We start from the raw sequence: 15,359 nt of genomic DNA, 5'->3' as shown, positions 1-15,359 counted from the left end.
TAAAATTATGCGAACTTAGCCAAAACTTCTAAAAATCCGTCACGTTGGCGAGGATATTCAGCAATCACATCATGAATACGTTGGCCTTCAGGATTGGTTGCATTGACATCACGACCATCGGCAATGAATTGAGTCAGTAAGCGCTCATAGTCATTTGGACGCATATGTTTGAATGCGTGATAAAGCACATGAAAATCGGCATTCACGCCTGCAGGAGGAAGCTGTGTTAAATAGGCAAATACACGCTCGTCTGACCATTCTTCATTGAACGTTGCTGGCTGAGATAATGCCATCGCAAACTCCTTGGTAAACTGAATAAAAAAGGCAAAATATGGAGGACTAGAGAAAGCAGTGCTTTGCTAATCCAGTCTCATATTTTGCCTTGATTCAATATGCTTGACTAATCAGAATTCAGATTATCGCTCTTCAGGCAAATTGATATTCATTTCTAACATTTCGATGTTTGCTTCAGAACGAACCGACATTTGAATATGCTGTTCATCCACACCACGAACATAACGATTGACCACCTGCATGATTTCTTTCTTCATTTGGTCAATTTTGTCTTGGCTTAAGCGTTTACCTAAACCTTGCTCAGAGGCAACAATTACTTTTAAGCGGTCTTTAGCAGTTCGTGCGCTTGAAGGTTTATCATCGTTGCTGAATAATTTACTCCAGAATCCTGCCATTTTTTACGCTCCAAATAATCGTGCTAACCAACCCTTAGGTTTTACCGTGATATGACGGTAAGGACGCTCTTCACCCAAGAAGCGCGCTACAAGGTCATCATAAGCCTGACCCGCCGATTCTTCAGTAAAGAGAATTACAGGTTTACCTTCGTTTGACGCTTGTAAAACACTTGGACACTCAGGAATGACACCGAGTGTAGGTACACGTAAGATATCTTTAGAAATATCATCAATCGTTAACATTTCTTGTTTATCGGCACGTTCGGGATTGAAACGTGTAATACACAAATGCTTACGGATGCGACCTTCGTTTTGTTCTACTTTTTTGGTTTTGCTGTCGAGCATCCCAATGATACGGTCAGAGTCACGTACTGAAGAAATTTCAGGATTGGTTACGATGATCGCTTCATCTGCATGGTACATCGCCATGATTGCACCGCGTTCAATACCCGCAGGTGAATCGCAGATAATGTAATCGAATTCTTGCGAAAGTTCGTCCATTACACGTGCCACACCCTCATCGGTCAAGGCATCTTTGTCACGGGTTTGTGATGCAGGAAGAATATATAAGTTCTCAATATCTTTATCGCGAATAAGTGCTTGTTGAAGTCGAGCTTCATTATTTAATACATTTACAAAATCATAAACAACGCGACGTTCACAACCCATAATTAAATCTAGGTTACGTAAACCCACGTCAAAATCGATCACAACAGTCTTGTGGCCGCGAAGGGCTAAACCTGTTGCAAAAGATGCACTAGTCGTAGTTTTACCTACACCACCTTTGCCTGATGTTACGACAACAATTTTCGCCACCGAATCCACTCCTGTTATGGTTCAAATCCCCTTTTAGATATGGGACTTATGGTGTTTATTTATACATTAAAATTCGAGAACTTCAAAGACAAGTTCTTGTTGATCATTCAAGTAAATATGTACCGCTTTTTTGAGGACATGCTGTGGAATGTCATCTGCTACACAATATGTACCTGCAATCGATACCAGTTCTGCTTCTAGGGAATGGCAGAAAATACGTGCTGCACTGTTCCCGTCTGCGCCGGCGATGACTCTACCACGAGCGCTACCATAAATATGTATATTTCCTGAAGCAATGATTTCAGAACCACTGTTGATTCCTGCATTGAGAATAATATCACCATGATTTTGTACAAGGCATTGACCTGTGCGCAAAATTTCATCGTGATAAGAGGTCACATGACTCACCACACGGGCAGGTTTTGCCTCTACTTTCTCTGATTCTTCAGCTTCGTCACCCGTAGCTTCAGGTTCTACTTCAACCACTTGTTCTTTCGTCGGTTTAATACGTTGCAATGGTTTAGTGTCTGAAGGCAGAACAGGGAATTGAATTGCGCGAGCTTGATCAGCGAGTAAACCTTCAGTCACCGCCATAGGCTGTACTTCCAGGCTGATCAATAATTGAATTAAGGCAATAAGTTCTTGTTCAACTGAACTTTCAATCACAACTAATGTACCCGGTGGAAATGCTTTTTGGAGCATTGGCGCGAGTTGCTGGCGGATTGCATCGTGATCATTGGTATCTAAGATAATGCGAATCGCATTGACCATTCTGCCTTTTATCCGTATATCAGCCATAATTATTCCTTAAGACTTCTGACTCATTTATTTTATGTCGAAGTGATGTTGTAAATAGAGCAAATCCTAGAACAAATTGAATGATTTCTCTAGCGACGTTTTAAATATTTTTATCTGATGATCATTCTTTAACTTGATCATGTTGTTCCAGCATTTGTTGCCATTGTTTTACTTTGACCTGTTGGCGAATCGCTTCTAAGCTTTCAAAAACGGCAGACTCAACCAGTTTTTCCACATGGGTATTATTTTCAAACTGTATTTGACTGATTTTATTTGAAATTTCTAAATAAGCCAGATTTTCTTTATTTTTATTATTTTGCGCGAACGGTTCAATCAGACCTTGGGTAATATTTTCACCCAAACGCTGTCCAATACTTTGGATCTGTTGCTCTATACGTCCACCGACAATCGGAATTAAACGTAATAATTGTGTTAATTCGGGCGTATCTTCAATTGCCTGATTGACAATATTTCCGACATTTTTTGCAATAGTCACTCTTTGTGCTTGTAACTCTTTGCCCAACGATTCCTGCAAGATATCAGCCAGGGCAGTGGCGAACATTTCACGGTGATGCGCAACCAAATCTTCAATCAATTTTTTATGCGTGGTACTGGTTGAAAGTTCGTGTTTTATACTGTCTAAAACGGTAATCACAATACGACTGGTCAGTTCTTCGAGCAGCAGATGATAATAAAATTTGGCGCGCTTATACCAACTGTCAGGAATCACTTTATAGCCATGTTCATGCAGGTTATAGGCAATGGATCCGGCACGTAATAAACGCAAAAAACGCAGTTGCGGAATAATGGACAGAATTTCGTACCAATGAATAAAAGGAAAGAAAAACCAGCGCTTATGATATTGTCCGATGATGGCAATTCCCCAACGGATCAGCAGTTCAATCACCAGAAAACTGGTAAACCAACTTTCGGTAATAATCACCCAGGGACGCAATTCTGTCCGATAAAACTGCAATAGTTCAGGAAAATGAATGAAGCTAAATAACCAGCCACCAAAATCACTCATCAGGATGGCGTTGGCACTTAAGCAGAACAAGTTGATGATGATCAGAACCATCATAAAAATGTCATAGCCCAGTGCAACTTTCCAGCCCCAAGAGTCTTTTTTCACGAAATGAAAAGTTGGCTTGGCTATTTTGTCATCTTGCTTCATTGTCTTCCTTAAATGCGATTTATGCTTTTGCAGCCAGGTCTTGCTTCATGCGTTCAATCAGTTGATCTTTCTCAATCCATAATTCATGCACCCATTGCTGAAAACGTTCACGATATTCAGCATCATCTTCGTAATTACCGCCTAAGACCCAGCTTGGAATATCTATTTTACGCAGATTGACTGCAATACGATGAACATCCCCCAACCAAAAATCGCCATAGCCCGGTGCACCATCCGGATAAACAATGGTCATATCCACCAAGGCATCAATTTTGTCACCTAAAATATTTAAGGCCAACGCTAAACCGCCCGCTTTAGGTTTGAGTAGATTTTTATACGGTGATTGCTGTGCTGCATGCTTTTCCGGAGTAAAGCGCGTACCTTCTAAATAGTTGAGCAAGGTAAAAGGTTGACTCAATAATTGTTCACAGGCTTTGCGTGATTCTTCCATATCACGTGTTTTAAGCTCAGGATTCTTGGCAATTTGTTCTTTGGTATGACGCTTCATCATTGGAAAACCTAAAATTTTAAAGGCTTGTCCAACGAAAGGAATAAAGATCAGTTCCCACTTGGTAAAGAAACGGGTCAGCGGCATACGGGTTAAACCAAAATATTGATTCACTGTGGTATCGACCCAACTCTGATGATTACAGGTCATCAGGTAACGACCCTGCATGCTCAGATCTAAATTGTCATCAATACTAATATCCCATTTTAGATGCGGTAATACATGATCAATCAGCCAATTATTGACACCGAGCCAACTGTTGGTAATTTGAATATTAGTTTCATCAATTTTACGTGATTTTTTGACTAATTTAGTCAATCCCAATGCGAGAACGGGAGGACCATGAAAAAAAGTACTTCCGCTCATCACTGATGCTACAGTTAATCCGCGAGATATTTTTTTTAATATGGATTGTTTCTGAATTTGCGATGACATATAAGAACGGTCCTAAGATGAAGTCGTCTAATGTTTTTTCACCATTTAATATAATTGTAGAATTCGAAATAAAAAAGTCTATTCATGCAACTATGTAGGAATTATGTCTAAGATAGCTTGCTCACAAGCATAAAGTATTACAAAATGTAACTAAAGCTTTTATTATTTACAAAAAATCAATGGTATGCCCATTTTTTTTAATCCATCATTCCACTATACGATAAAACACAAAAAGGAGTCATGCAATGCGTGCACTAGCAATTTCAGCAGTAGTAGGGGCAATGGCGTTATCTGGTTGTTCAACAACGGGTAATAACATCGGTGGTATGGAATACGACAAAACAGCAATTGGTGCACTTGTAGGTGCAGCTGCTGGTTATGGTATTTCTAAAGGTAATGCAAATACTAGCGCACAAAACAACCGTGCAGCAGCAATCGGTGCTGTGTTAGGCGGTGCAACAGGTGTATATCTAGACAATAAAGAGAAAAAATTACGTCAACAAATGGCCGGTACTGGCGTAGACGTGACTCGTAATCCAGATGGTTCTGTTGGTCTGATCATGCCGGGTAACATTACCTTTGATACCAACAAATCAAATATTAAACCTAACTTCTACGCAACTTTGAACAAAGTTGCGCAAACACTGACTGAAGACAACAAGAGCGGTATTCTTGTAACAGGTTATACAGACAGCACTGGTAATGACTCAATCAACATTCCATTGTCTCAAGCGCGTGCTCAATCAGTAGCCAACTATCTTGCCGGTCAGGGCGTCGCACGTACGCGTATTAATGCACAAGGTCAAGGTTCAGCGAACCCAATCGCATCAAATGCGACAGCTGAAGGCCGTGAACAAAACCGCCGTGTAGAAATCAGCATTTACGCGATTCAATAATTCTTCATAAGTCCATGATGAATTGAAAAGACCACCTTCGGGTGGTTTTTTTATGAATGTCAAATCTGTATTTTAGGTTATGCAAGTTGGGCTGAGATGACTATAATCGAGCTCGAATCAAAACGAGGAAATACTATGTCGTCGGCAAGTCAGCTCAATGACAAGCAACTTGAAGCCATGAAATATACTCAAGGACCCTTGTTAGTACTTGCAGGGGCAGGTTCAGGTAAAACGTCCGTTATTACGCGAAAAGTCGCACATTTGGTTCAGAATTGCGGTATTCCTGCACATCGCATTACCGCCATGACCTTTACCAATAAAGCTGCACGTGAAATGAAAGAGCGTGTCGGAAAATTATTATCTCGTGAAGAGGCCAAAGGTCTTTCTGTTTCGACCTTCCATACTTTTGGTTTGAATTTACTTCGTTTAGAAATTAAACATACCCCATTAAAAAATAATTTTTCAATTTTGGATGCCGATGATTGCAAACGCATTCTGATGGATTTAATGCATCGTGATAATTTGTCCGGTGCAGAAAGTAAAGAATTGATTGCCAAAGCCATGAAAATGATTTCGGACTGGAAAAATGACCTGATTCCACCCGAACAGGCACATACCACCTGCGAGACAGCAGAAGACGTGCAATTTGCGCATTTGTATCAACTGTATGAGCGCAACTTGCGTGCCTATAATGCAGTGGATTTCGATGACTTGATCGTGATGCCGACCCGTTTATTACAAGAAAATGCCGAAGTCCGGGATAAATGGCAAAACCGGGTTCGTTATCTGTTGGTTGACGAATATCAGGATACCAATACTGCCCAGTATATTTTGGTGAAACTGCTGGTTGGGGTGATGGGACAATTCACCGCTGTAGGGGACGATGACCAGTCGATCTATGCATGGCGCGGTGCAAAGCCTGAAAACATGGCCTTGTTGAAAGAAGACTTTCCAAATCTAAAAGTGATTAAACTCGAGCAAAATTATCGTTCGACCAGTCGTATTTTGAAAGCAGCCAATACGGTGATTGGTAACAATCCGCATATTTTTGATAAAAAGCTCTGGTCAGATAAAGGTCATGGTGAAGTGATTCGTGTCATTACCTGTCGTAATGATGATGATGAAGCTGAACGCGTGGTGAAAGATCTCATCACGCATAAATTGATGAATGGTAAAAACTGGAAAGATTATGCGATTTTATATCGCGGTAATTTCCAGGCACGTGTTTTGGAAACACAGCTGCGCCAAATGCAAATTCCGTACAAGTTGTCGGGTGGTCAGTCATTCTTTGGCCGTGCTGAAATCAAAGACATCATGAGTTATTTGCGTATCATCATTAATCCAGAAGATGACAGTGCATTCCTCCGGATTATTAATACGCCGAAACGTGCGATTGGTCCGGTGACTTTAGAAAAGCTGGGATTATTCGCGCAAGAAAATCATTTGTCGTTATTAACCGCGGCGGGTGATCAGCGCTTGACCATGGTGATGCCGAAAAAGGCCACTACACAACTGGCAGAATTTGCCGATTTTATTGGTAACTTTACCCGTAACTTGCTTGAAGATGACGAACCTGTTCCGATCATTCGTCAGATGATGCTTGAAGCCGGCTATATCGATTACATCAAAGAGCAGGCGGCAACACCAGCGCAAGAAAAAACCAAGATCGATAACATTGAAATCTTGTACAGCAGCATTCAGAGTCTGATTAATCGTGCTGAAGATGTCGATGAGAAAAACATTGAAAGTGTGATTCGTAAAATGGTGTTGCTGGATATGCTCGAGCAGCAGAAGGAAGAAGAAGATACCGACAAGGTCAATTTACTGACCTTGCATGCTTCAAAAGGTCTTGAATTTCCTTATGTGTATCTAATTGGTCTGGAAGAAGAATTGTTACCGCATAAAAACTCCATTGCCGCAGAAACCATTGAGGAAGAACGCCGTTTGATGTACGTGGGAATCACTCGCGCACGCCAAGGCTTAACCATTACGCTGGCTGAACAGCGTAAAAATGGGGGGCAAATGAAGCAAATGACGCCAAGTCGTTTCCTGGATGAGTTGCCTCAAGATGATTTGGACTGGCTGGGTCGCAAGAAAAAATTGGCAGGCAATATTGATCCAAAATTGCAGGCACAGCATTATCTTGAAAATTTACGTGCGCTGATTAAGCGTTAATACACTATTTAAACCATGCAATTAGGAAAGAACAGATGAAAGTTCAAGTTAAAGTGCTCGATACACGTTTAGGCGGCCAATGGCCTTTGCCGACCTACGCAACTTCGGGTTCAGCAGGTTTAGACTTACGTGCTTGTGTAGAAGAAGCGACTGTAATTGAACCGGGTCAAACTGTATTGGTTAAAACAGGTTTGGCAATTTATATTGAAGATACAAACTTTGCAGGTTTGATTTTACCGCGTTCAGGTTTAGGGCATAAACACGGAATTGTGCTTGGGAACCTGGTGGGCTTAATAGATTCAGATTACCAAGGTGAGTTGATGGTCTCGGTTTGGAACCGTAGCCAAACCGCATTTACTTTAGAGCCGGGTGAGCGTTTGGCTCAATATGTGCTTGTTCCTGTAGTGCATGCTGAATTTGAACAAGTGGAAGAATTTATTGCAACTGAACGTGGTGCAGGCGGTTTTGGTCATACCGGTAAAGGCTAAACTGTAGATTGAGTTTAAAGAATTTATAACCTGATCAATGAACAGCAATATTTGTTTTTTATCAGGTTTTATTCTTTATTTTATAGCATGCTTATATTTGAAACTTTAATCAGCTTGATAATAAAAGAAGTCATAATTAAAGATTTACAACATTTAAATTAGAAAGATTGCTTTTACCTTCAAATAAACTCTTATTTTATTTTTTTAAAGAGCTGGTTTTTAAATAAAAATATTTAACATTATTTGTTTTAAAATTAAATAAAAGATTTATTTTTCAATCAAATACCATCTTTTTGGTAAATTATTTGTAAAATTTTTTTACCATTGCTTAAAAATATGAAATGCATTTAAAATGTTAATCTCCTCCTTTAAGATGATGCACTAGTTGTGAATACTGACTTCATTAAGCATTCCATAAATTTTTCACTTTATGGGCTACTCTAAGTAGAAGAAATCATCATGAATTTTAAAAATAAAAAATTTCCGGCACAAATTTTTCGTGCCTATGATATTCGTGGAAAAGTGTCACTTTTGACACCTGAAATTGTAAAAGTGATTGCCTATGGATTGGTTGCCCAATATCACAAGGTCGGACAGACTCAACTTGCCATTGGTTACGATGCGCGTTTAACAAGTCCAGAATATGCAGAAATAATTAGACAAGTATGTGAAGAAAAAGGATTGAATGCGACCATCATCGGTTGTTGTTCGACACCATTATTATATTTTATTGCCCGTCAATTTGATGGTAATGGGATCATGCTTACGGCAAGTCATAATCCTAAAACAGATAATGGAATTAAGTGGATTATCCAAAATGAACCACCCTGTCCAGAAATGATTCAACAAGTCGGTGCAAGTGCCCGTGTGGCGTTTGATCCATTACAAAAATTAGTAATTCAACCTGTTCAGCATGAAGTTGTGGTTCAATATTGTCTCGAATATCAGCAGGCATTATTACAAGATATCCAGTTAAAGAGTCCTTTTAAAGTGGTACTCGATGGTTTAAATGGTTCGGCAGGGCGCTGTGCTGCATTGGTGTTAAAACAGTTAGGCTGTGAGATCACAACCATCCGCTGTGATGCCAATGGTGATTTTCCCGATCATGCGCCTGATCCTTCACAAGAAAAACATCTTGTTGAATTACAAAAAACCGTGCTTGAACAGCAAGCTGATATGGGGATTGCACTGGATGGTGATGGTGATCGCCTCGTGTTAATTGATGAACATGGCATGATTATTTCAGCAGATCGATTACTGGCTTTATTTTCAGAAATGTGTTTGAAAATGCATCCTGGTCATGAAGTTGTTTACGATGTGAAATGTTCGACCATGGTGAGGAATACCGTTCATCGCTTAGGTGGGCAGGCGAAAATGATTCGTACAGGCAGTTCTTTTTTGCGGAAATATATGTCGCAATCTAAAGGCAAAGCTATCTTTGGCGGAGAATATGCAGGTCATTATGTTTTTAATGACGGCCGTGGTTTTGGCTATGATGATGGTTTATATGCAGCCTTACGTGTGCTCGAATATTTAAGTCAACAACCGGATTTAACCCTATCACAAATATTGAAGGCTTATCCTGAGCGCAGTTGTACTGAAGATCTCTACATTAGTACCCATAGTGAAGAACCTGCAGCGGTATTACATGATGTTGAAGTTAAAAGTCATGATTTAGGCGCACAATTAAGTAAAATTGATGGTGTACGACTTGATTTTGAAGATGGATTTGGCATTATTCGAGCATCGAATACAGGTGAGTATTTTACAGTACGCTTTGATGCGGACAATCCTGTAAGATTAAACGCGATTCGAAACACATTTGTTTCCATGTTAAGTGACCGATATCCTAAAATCGCACAAGACATTTTAGATGCTCAATAAGGAGAGGCGAATGCCACATCAGCATACTGGCATCGACAAAGCACAAATTTTGACTGAAGCTTTGCCGTATATTCAACGTTTTGCGGGTAAGACGCTAGTAGTGAAATATGGTGGCAACGCAATGACCGATCCGGAGCTGGAAAGCTCGTTCGCACGTGACATTGTATTGTTGAAAACTGTCGGTTTAAATCCAATCGTGGTGCATGGTGGCGGTCCGCAAGTTGACTCATTCTTGAAGCAACTCGGTCGTGAATCTGACCGTATTGATGGAATGCGTGTGACTGACCCTGCAACCATGGAAGTGGTTGAAATGGTTTTAGGCGGTAGTGTAAATAAATCTATCGTCAATCTCATCAATAAGCATGGCGGTCGTGCTATTGGTTTAACCGGTAAAGATGGTAATTTGCTGCGCGCGCAAAAGCTGTTGATGAAAAAAACGGCTGAAGACGGCACAGTAACACAGATTGATTTGGGGCTAGTGGGTGAAGTCGTTGGTGTGAAAACTGACGTACTTGAAATGTTCACCAACAGCGATTTCATTCCTGTGATTGCACCACTGGGCGTAGATGATGAAGGTAACACTTACAACATCAATGCCGATTTAGTTGCGGGTAAAGTGGCTGAAGCCTTAGGTGCGGAAAAACTTATTCTTCTGACTAACATTACTGGCGTTCTCGACGAAAATAAAAATCTGCTGACAGGTTTAACCACTCAAGAAGTTGATCGTTTGATTGAAACGGGTGTGATTTATGGTGGCATGATTCCTAAAGTGGGTTGTGCACTGGATGCTGTGAAAGGTGGGGTAGTCAGCGCGCATATCGTGGATGGCCGTGTTCCACATGCAACCTTGTTGGAAATCTTCACAGATCATGGTGTAGGGACTTTAATTACCAACCGCGCCAAACATTAAATGAGTCATTTTTAAAAAGCCTCCTTGTGAGGCTTTTTTATTGCCTTGTTCAGACTGTCTTAATTGAATTTTTAATAAAATTAGGTATTTGAGCATCATTCTTGGGCTAATGCATAAAATAGTGATGGGTATTGTAAATTGAGATTTGCAACGTCCTGCCCAGTCATGCAAAATAGAAAAATCATGTATTTGCTGTTTGATAAAGACTATGTGCCAGTTGCTCGGAATGAATTGTGCTACACCAACGGATGTGACTTTCTCATTTCGTGGTTTTTCTCAACGTGCGGGCATTACATCCGACCATTGTGATGGTTTTGGTATAGCCTTTTTTGAAGATAAAGCCTGCCGCCTTTTTGTCGATAACCAATCGGCAGTTGAATCGCCGATTGCTGAACTGGTGCGTAATTATCCAATCAAATCACGCAATGTGATTGCCCATATTCGTAAAGCGACGCAAGGCAAAATTAATCTGGAAAACTCGCATCCATTCAGTCGTGAACTGTGGGGACGTCAGTGGATTTTTGCCCATAATGGTGATTTGCATGGTTTTGATCCCACTTTATCTGGTCGTTTTACCCCTGTGGGAAATACCGACAGTGAACGCGCTTTTTGTTTTTTACTCGATCAGCTGGTTCATAAATTTGGCTATCATGAACCGAAGCTGGATCAAATTTTTGATCTGTTGGCTGAAGTTTCGCCCAAAATTGCTGAACATGGCACATTTAATTTTTGTTTGTCGAATGGGCAAGCTTTATTTACTTATGCCATCACCAAATTGCATTGGCTGGTACGAGAATACCCGTTTAAACCGGCTCAATTAATTGATCTGGATGTAGAAGTTGATTTCAGTCAGGTGACTACACCTGAAGATCGAGTCGCCGTGATTACCACAGAGCCTTTAACGCAAAATGAAGTGTGGACAGCCTTTGAGCCTGGAGAGATGATTTTATTTCAGGATGGGCGTCCCATTAGAAAACAGTTGACCCATGTAGAACGGCTTGAGCGTGAAAGATTAAATCCAGAATTAAAAAGAATCACCAAAGCAGATCAATATTAGTCAATACAAGCTAAATATGTGTAAATCTATAAAGATTTTCTATTAAATATCTTTATAGATTTTTGCTTTATGGGTGAAGTGTTTTTAAATATTAATTCCTTCGATGAACCTGATAATAAAATTTATATACTTTAAACTGTATTTTTATAATACTAAAATTTTATAATATATTTATTGTGAAAATTAAAATTAAATCAAGCTATTTTATTTTTACACATATTTTTACTTAAAAATTTAAATTAAGCATTTTATTTTTTTTAATAATTTAATCGTTATTTAAGGTTTTTTTTGATCATTAATAATCCTATTTGGTGGTTATATTGGTTAAAAAATACTTTATTCTTTTGGTTGGTTTTGTGTTTAAAATCATTATATATCATTAGCTTATGTTTTTTATATGGGTTTTTGCTTAAAACCAACTGTTTTGGTTGATTTTTATTTGTTAAAAATCAATATATTATGAGTTTATGTGATGAATCGTATATATTTTATAGGTGGTCGTAATGAAAATGAAATGGGTTCCAGAATATAATACTGGTATCGATGTGATTGACGATCAGCACAAACGAATTCTTGATTATATCAATGAAATTGATGATGTTGCAGAACATACGGATCGTGCTCGTATTAAACAAATACTTGAAAATATTATTGATTATACTCAATCGCATTTTACTTTTGAAGAGTCTTTGCAAGAAGAAGCCGGTTATAAATACCGCGTACCGCATAAACGTGTACATGATTTATTTATTAAAAAGATTGAATCATACCGTGACCGTTTCGAAATGGGACAAGCGATTGAAGGTGAATTGCATGAAGTGCTTTCAAAATGGCTGATTAACCATATTCAGCACGATGATGCAGATTATGTGGGTGCAGTAAAAGAAAATATGATGGGTATTATTAAAGAAAAAGAACAGAAAAAAGGCAAAAACTGGTTTGCTCGTTTCTTTTCATAAAAAAGATAAACGAGATAACAACAAATAAAAGTCATAATAATCTTGCGCGGCAAATCATCAAACCTGATGGTTTGCTTTTTCTTTTTGATTTTCCCCCATGACAAAGGCAAAATAGCGATAGACTTTTTTTAGGAACGCATCATGCAGGACAATGCTATGTCACGATGGCTATCACCGCTGATGGCATTTTGTTTATCTTTTATCATCATTGCCACATTAGCACCGATAGTCGGGATTCAAGTTGATCGCCAACTTGATTTTTGGTTGTTATGGTTAGGTACTATGCTTATTTTGGCATTACCGATCTGTTATTTAGAAATTGCCTTGGCGAAGCGCTCAAAAACCACAGCGTTAAATGCATTGTCTAGCTTGACGCGTGATGCAGATGCATCGCAAAAATGGCGCGTCGTCGGTTGGTTAGCGGTTGTCTTTATTCCTTTCTTGGCAGGTGGCATGCTGTCTAATGCAAGCCAGTTGTTGGGTCATTTTGCCTTCAATGGCATTGCGCCAAATCTATTGTTCGTTGGCTTGGTGATTGTTGCAATTGCACTTTCATTTGCACCTCGAATGATTATTGTCATCCTAAGTGTTGTTGGTGTTTTAGCTTCCTTAATTCTAGCGAATGTGATGGGAACAGCTTTGCCTGCTTGGCAAGTGACGCCGGTTGAATTTAGCGAGTGGGGTAGTGCGACCGTATTGGCACTGGTTGCTAGCGGTTTAGGGATGGGCTTGTATTGGCAAAGTAGTTTGCCGACGCTTAATCAACAAGATGTTGCCACCAAAACAGCTTTACCAATCTGGATTGCGCAATTATTAGCAGTGGTTGCTTTTGGCTTCTTTGCTGCCAATGCTCAAATTCCAACTTTTGCGTTTGTGGTTGCGGTAGTGAGTGCATCTGCACTTTTACTCAATATGGCACGTGAACAATTGCTGCAACGTCAACTGAATATCGCGATTCAATGGCTCGTCATCTTGGCTGCCGTATTCGTTTGGGCCATTCCTGCCATGAGTCCAATTTTTAATACGGTACTTATGCTTTGGGGCTTAGTGATTTGCTTGATTTATGCCATTTTTGCGGGCTGGATCATGAAAATTAGCCATTTACGTAAATCAATGAATTTCAGCAATGAGATGTTTTATAACTTGTGGCGTATTGCAGTGCGTGTGGTTCTGCCTGTATCAATCATCTTGGCAATGATTGCGATTATTGGACAATTGTTCTAATGAGTGAGATACCACAGGTTTGGGTGGCATATGCGGCTCAGGATCAACAGTTTCATATTGCTGTCCCTTTTCATCAAGGCATGACCGCTTTAGATGCGATTGAGCAAAGTGGGATTCGGGCACAAATTCAGTTACCCGAACCACTTTCATTGGGGATCTTTGGGGTGCGATTGCCAGATCCAAATCAAATCTTACAAGTCGGTGATCGTGTCGAGATTTATCGCGCATTAACGGTTAATCCGAAGGATATTCGCCGAAAACGGGCTGCAGAAAATCCGGTTGGACTTTATTGTCGCGGAAATCGCTTTAAACAATTGAAGTGATAAGAAAACCCCTCATTGAGGGGTTTATTTTTATTTTAAAGCGGCTATAGTGGGGGCGCATTGAGAATCGCTTCTTTTGATCCTGGTAAGCCGGGTTGAGATTCTGGAATTGTTTCCAAACCTTCAATCTTTATCACAGTGCCTGTTTGATCGAAGTAAATTCTTAAATGTTGACCGTGAGCTGCAGGAATGTTGGCTTTTTTAGCATATGTTCCTGGTATATAGTTGTAGATGTAGTCCCAACGTAAAGGATTCATTGGATCTGAAACTGTAGGGCTACCGAGCAAGAAGCGCACTTGTTGGTGACTCATACCGACCTGAATTTTTGAAGCTTGTGCTTGAGTTAATGGCGTTCCTTGCGGAATATCAACTTTATAAACGCCCAAGGTCGAACAGCCTGCGAGCAGTGAAGTGACGAGTAACGTCAACATGATTTTTTGCATTTTGCTACACTATCCCAAATTAATTATGATGCATTTGATCCACTGATAGATCATACTGCATCTAAACTTTGTTGCATATTCCAACTTTAAATTTGTTGAGAGACCTTTTTACATGCCTATTTCAAATCAAGATTTACGCAAAGCTGGACTTAAAGTTACGCTTCCACGAATAAAAATATTGGAATTATTAGAAAATTCAAGACAACACCATTTAAGCGCAGAAGACATTTATAAAACTTTACTTGAACAAGGTGAAGATGTCGGTTTAGCAACTGTGTATCGCGTGTTAACACAATTTGAAGCTGCAGGCATTATTCAACGTCATCATTTTGAAAATAATCATTCCGTTTTCGAAATTATGCAAGAAGATCACCATGATCATATTGTTTGCCAGAATTGCAACAAAGTCGTTGAGTTTACCAATGATGTGATTGAGACTCAGCAACATGAAGTGGCCGAAAAGTATGGCTTTACTTTGACAGGTCACTCTTTAAATCTTTATGGTTATTGTGATGCACCTGAATGCCAGGATGCATTACGTAAAAAATAATACTGACTTGAAATCAGTTAAAAAAACAGG

Annotated in this window: 17 protein-coding genes; 10 read left to right on the top strand and 7 right to left on the bottom strand. The window is 39.6% G+C overall.

Features of this window, described 5'->3' with window-relative positions; translation table 11 throughout:
- Positions 1-5: 5 nt before the first annotated feature.
- From HLH18_RS00945 to yihG, 6 genes are all read right to left on the bottom strand, one after another.
- Positions 6-293 (bottom strand): PA4642 family protein, encoded by a 288-nt coding sequence (locus HLH18_RS00945; RefSeq protein WP_131291566.1) that lies wholly within the window; start codon positions 291-293, stop codon positions 6-8.
- A gap of 123 nt (positions 294-416) precedes the next feature.
- Positions 417-689 carry a cell division topological specificity factor MinE gene (minE, locus tag HLH18_RS00940; protein ID WP_067723891.1) on the bottom strand — a complete coding sequence of 91 codons (273 nt, stop codon included), beginning with the start codon at positions 687-689 and terminating at the stop codon, positions 417-419.
- A gap of 3 nt (positions 690-692) precedes the next feature.
- Positions 693-1,505, bottom strand: a complete 813-nt coding sequence (minD, locus tag HLH18_RS00935; protein ID WP_131291564.1) for a septum site-determining protein MinD — start codon at positions 1,503-1,505, stop codon at positions 693-695.
- A gap of 66 nt (positions 1,506-1,571) precedes the next feature.
- The gene (gene minC, locus HLH18_RS00930) at positions 1,572-2,303 is read right to left on the bottom strand and encodes a septum site-determining protein MinC (RefSeq protein ID WP_131291562.1); all 732 of its coding nucleotides are present in this window, start codon (positions 2,301-2,303) and stop codon (positions 1,572-1,574) included.
- 121 nt (positions 2,304-2,424) lie between these two features.
- A complete protein-coding gene (locus HLH18_RS00925) occupies positions 2,425-3,477 on the bottom strand; it encodes a preprotein translocase subunit SecA (protein ID WP_131291560.1) in 1,053 nt (350 codons plus the stop codon).
- A 19-nt stretch (positions 3,478-3,496) separates the two neighbouring features.
- Complete coding sequence (gene yihG / locus HLH18_RS00920; RefSeq protein WP_131291558.1) at positions 3,497-4,420, bottom strand: 1-acylglycerol-3-phosphate O-acyltransferase, YihG family; 924 nt, start codon at positions 4,418-4,420, stop codon at positions 3,497-3,499.
- A 245-nt stretch (positions 4,421-4,665) separates the two neighbouring features.
- On the opposite strand from yihG, the gene HLH18_RS00915 reads away from it, so the two are divergent.
- The 9 genes from HLH18_RS00915 (at position 4,666) to HLH18_RS00875 (ending at position 14,336) form a co-directional block, all read left to right on the top strand.
- Positions 4,666-5,316, top strand: coding sequence for a YiaD family glycine zipper/OmpA-like lipoprotein (locus tag HLH18_RS00915; protein WP_131291556.1), 651 nt, complete (start codon positions 4,666-4,668; stop codon positions 5,314-5,316).
- A 135-nt stretch (positions 5,317-5,451) separates the two neighbouring features.
- Positions 5,452-7,491 (top strand): DNA helicase Rep, encoded by a 2,040-nt coding sequence (gene rep, locus HLH18_RS00910; RefSeq protein WP_131291554.1) that lies wholly within the window; start codon positions 5,452-5,454, stop codon positions 7,489-7,491.
- Between the two features lie 35 nt (positions 7,492-7,526).
- Positions 7,527-7,979, top strand: a complete 453-nt coding sequence (dut, locus tag HLH18_RS00905; protein ID WP_131291552.1) for a dUTP diphosphatase — start codon at positions 7,527-7,529, stop codon at positions 7,977-7,979.
- A 459-nt stretch (positions 7,980-8,438) separates the two neighbouring features.
- Positions 8,439-9,863 carry a phosphomannomutase/phosphoglucomutase gene (locus HLH18_RS00900; RefSeq protein WP_131291550.1) on the top strand — a complete coding sequence of 475 codons (1,425 nt, stop codon included), beginning with the start codon at positions 8,439-8,441 and terminating at the stop codon, positions 9,861-9,863.
- Positions 9,864-9,873: 10 nt separating this feature from the next.
- Entirely contained in the window at positions 9,874-10,773 is a 900-nt protein-coding gene (argB, locus tag HLH18_RS00895; protein ID WP_171545461.1) for an acetylglutamate kinase, read from the top strand.
- Positions 10,774-10,981: 208 nt separating this feature from the next.
- Positions 10,982-11,830 carry a class II glutamine amidotransferase gene (locus HLH18_RS00890; protein ID WP_131291546.1) on the top strand — a complete coding sequence of 283 codons (849 nt, stop codon included), beginning with the start codon at positions 10,982-10,984 and terminating at the stop codon, positions 11,828-11,830.
- Between the two features lie 503 nt (positions 11,831-12,333).
- Positions 12,334-12,789, top strand: a complete 456-nt coding sequence (locus HLH18_RS00885; RefSeq protein WP_131291544.1) for a bacteriohemerythrin — start codon at positions 12,334-12,336, stop codon at positions 12,787-12,789.
- 141 nt (positions 12,790-12,930) lie between these two features.
- Complete coding sequence (locus HLH18_RS00880) at positions 12,931-14,013, top strand: hypothetical protein (protein WP_131291542.1); 1,083 nt, start codon at positions 12,931-12,933, stop codon at positions 14,011-14,013.
- Entirely contained in the window at positions 14,013-14,336 is a 324-nt protein-coding gene (locus tag HLH18_RS00875; protein WP_131291540.1) for an RnfH family protein, read from the top strand. The genes HLH18_RS00880 and HLH18_RS00875 overlap by 1 nt, the downstream gene beginning before the upstream one ends.
- Positions 14,337-14,380: 44 nt before the next feature.
- Here the strand turns inward: HLH18_RS00875 and HLH18_RS00870 are convergent, their stop codons facing one another.
- Positions 14,381-14,779, bottom strand: a complete 399-nt coding sequence (locus HLH18_RS00870; protein ID WP_131291538.1) for an outer membrane protein assembly factor BamE — start codon at positions 14,777-14,779, stop codon at positions 14,381-14,383.
- A 112-nt stretch (positions 14,780-14,891) separates the two neighbouring features.
- Here HLH18_RS00870 and fur point away from each other — a divergent pair, with 112 nt between their 5' ends.
- Positions 14,892-15,329, top strand: coding sequence for a ferric iron uptake transcriptional regulator (fur, locus tag HLH18_RS00865; RefSeq protein WP_067723906.1), 438 nt, complete (start codon positions 14,892-14,894; stop codon positions 15,327-15,329).
- Positions 15,330-15,359: the final 30 nt, after the last annotated feature.

Origin of the sequence: Acinetobacter sp. ANC 5414, from assembly GCF_013004295.1 — a bacterium.
GTDB lineage: Bacteria > Pseudomonadota > Gammaproteobacteria > Pseudomonadales > Moraxellaceae > Acinetobacter.
The sequence above is the reverse complement of the archived record's forward strand: the minus strand, read 5'-3'. Positions and strand labels throughout refer to the sequence as shown.

Bases quoted from the DNA above. Each gene is read 5' to 3' on its own strand.
- HLH18_RS00945 (WP_131291566.1), bottom strand. From the start codon at position 293: ATGGCATTATCTCAGCCAGCAACGTTCAATGAAGAATGGTCAGACGAG.
- minE (WP_067723891.1), bottom strand. From the start codon at position 689: ATGGCAGGATTCTGGAGTAAATTATTCAGCAACGATGATAAACCTTCA.
- minC (WP_131291562.1), bottom strand. From the start codon at position 2,303: ATGGCTGATATACGGATAAAAGGCAGAATGGTCAATGCGATTCGCATT.
- HLH18_RS00925 (WP_131291560.1), bottom strand. From the start codon at position 3,477: ATGAAGCAAGATGACAAAATAGCCAAGCCAACTTTTCATTTCGTGAAA.
- yihG (WP_131291558.1), bottom strand. From the start codon at position 4,420: ATGTCATCGCAAATTCAGAAACAATCCATATTAAAAAAAATATCTCGC.
- HLH18_RS00915 (WP_131291556.1), top strand. From the start codon at position 4,666: ATGCGTGCACTAGCAATTTCAGCAGTAGTAGGGGCAATGGCGTTATCT.
- rep (WP_131291554.1), top strand. From the start codon at position 5,452: ATGTCGTCGGCAAGTCAGCTCAATGACAAGCAACTTGAAGCCATGAAA.
- dut (WP_131291552.1), top strand. From the start codon at position 7,527: ATGAAAGTTCAAGTTAAAGTGCTCGATACACGTTTAGGCGGCCAATGG.
- HLH18_RS00900 (WP_131291550.1), top strand. From the start codon at position 8,439: ATGAATTTTAAAAATAAAAAATTTCCGGCACAAATTTTTCGTGCCTAT.
- argB (WP_171545461.1), top strand. From the start codon at position 9,874: ATGCCACATCAGCATACTGGCATCGACAAAGCACAAATTTTGACTGAA.
- HLH18_RS00890 (WP_131291546.1), top strand. From the start codon at position 10,982: ATGTGCCAGTTGCTCGGAATGAATTGTGCTACACCAACGGATGTGACT.
- HLH18_RS00885 (WP_131291544.1), top strand. From the start codon at position 12,334: ATGAAAATGAAATGGGTTCCAGAATATAATACTGGTATCGATGTGATT.
- HLH18_RS00880 (WP_131291542.1), top strand. From the start codon at position 12,931: ATGCAGGACAATGCTATGTCACGATGGCTATCACCGCTGATGGCATTT.
- HLH18_RS00875 (WP_131291540.1), top strand. From the start codon at position 14,013: ATGAGTGAGATACCACAGGTTTGGGTGGCATATGCGGCTCAGGATCAA.
- HLH18_RS00870 (WP_131291538.1), bottom strand. From the start codon at position 14,779: ATGCAAAAAATCATGTTGACGTTACTCGTCACTTCACTGCTCGCAGGC.
- fur (WP_067723906.1), top strand. From the start codon at position 14,892: ATGCCTATTTCAAATCAAGATTTACGCAAAGCTGGACTTAAAGTTACG.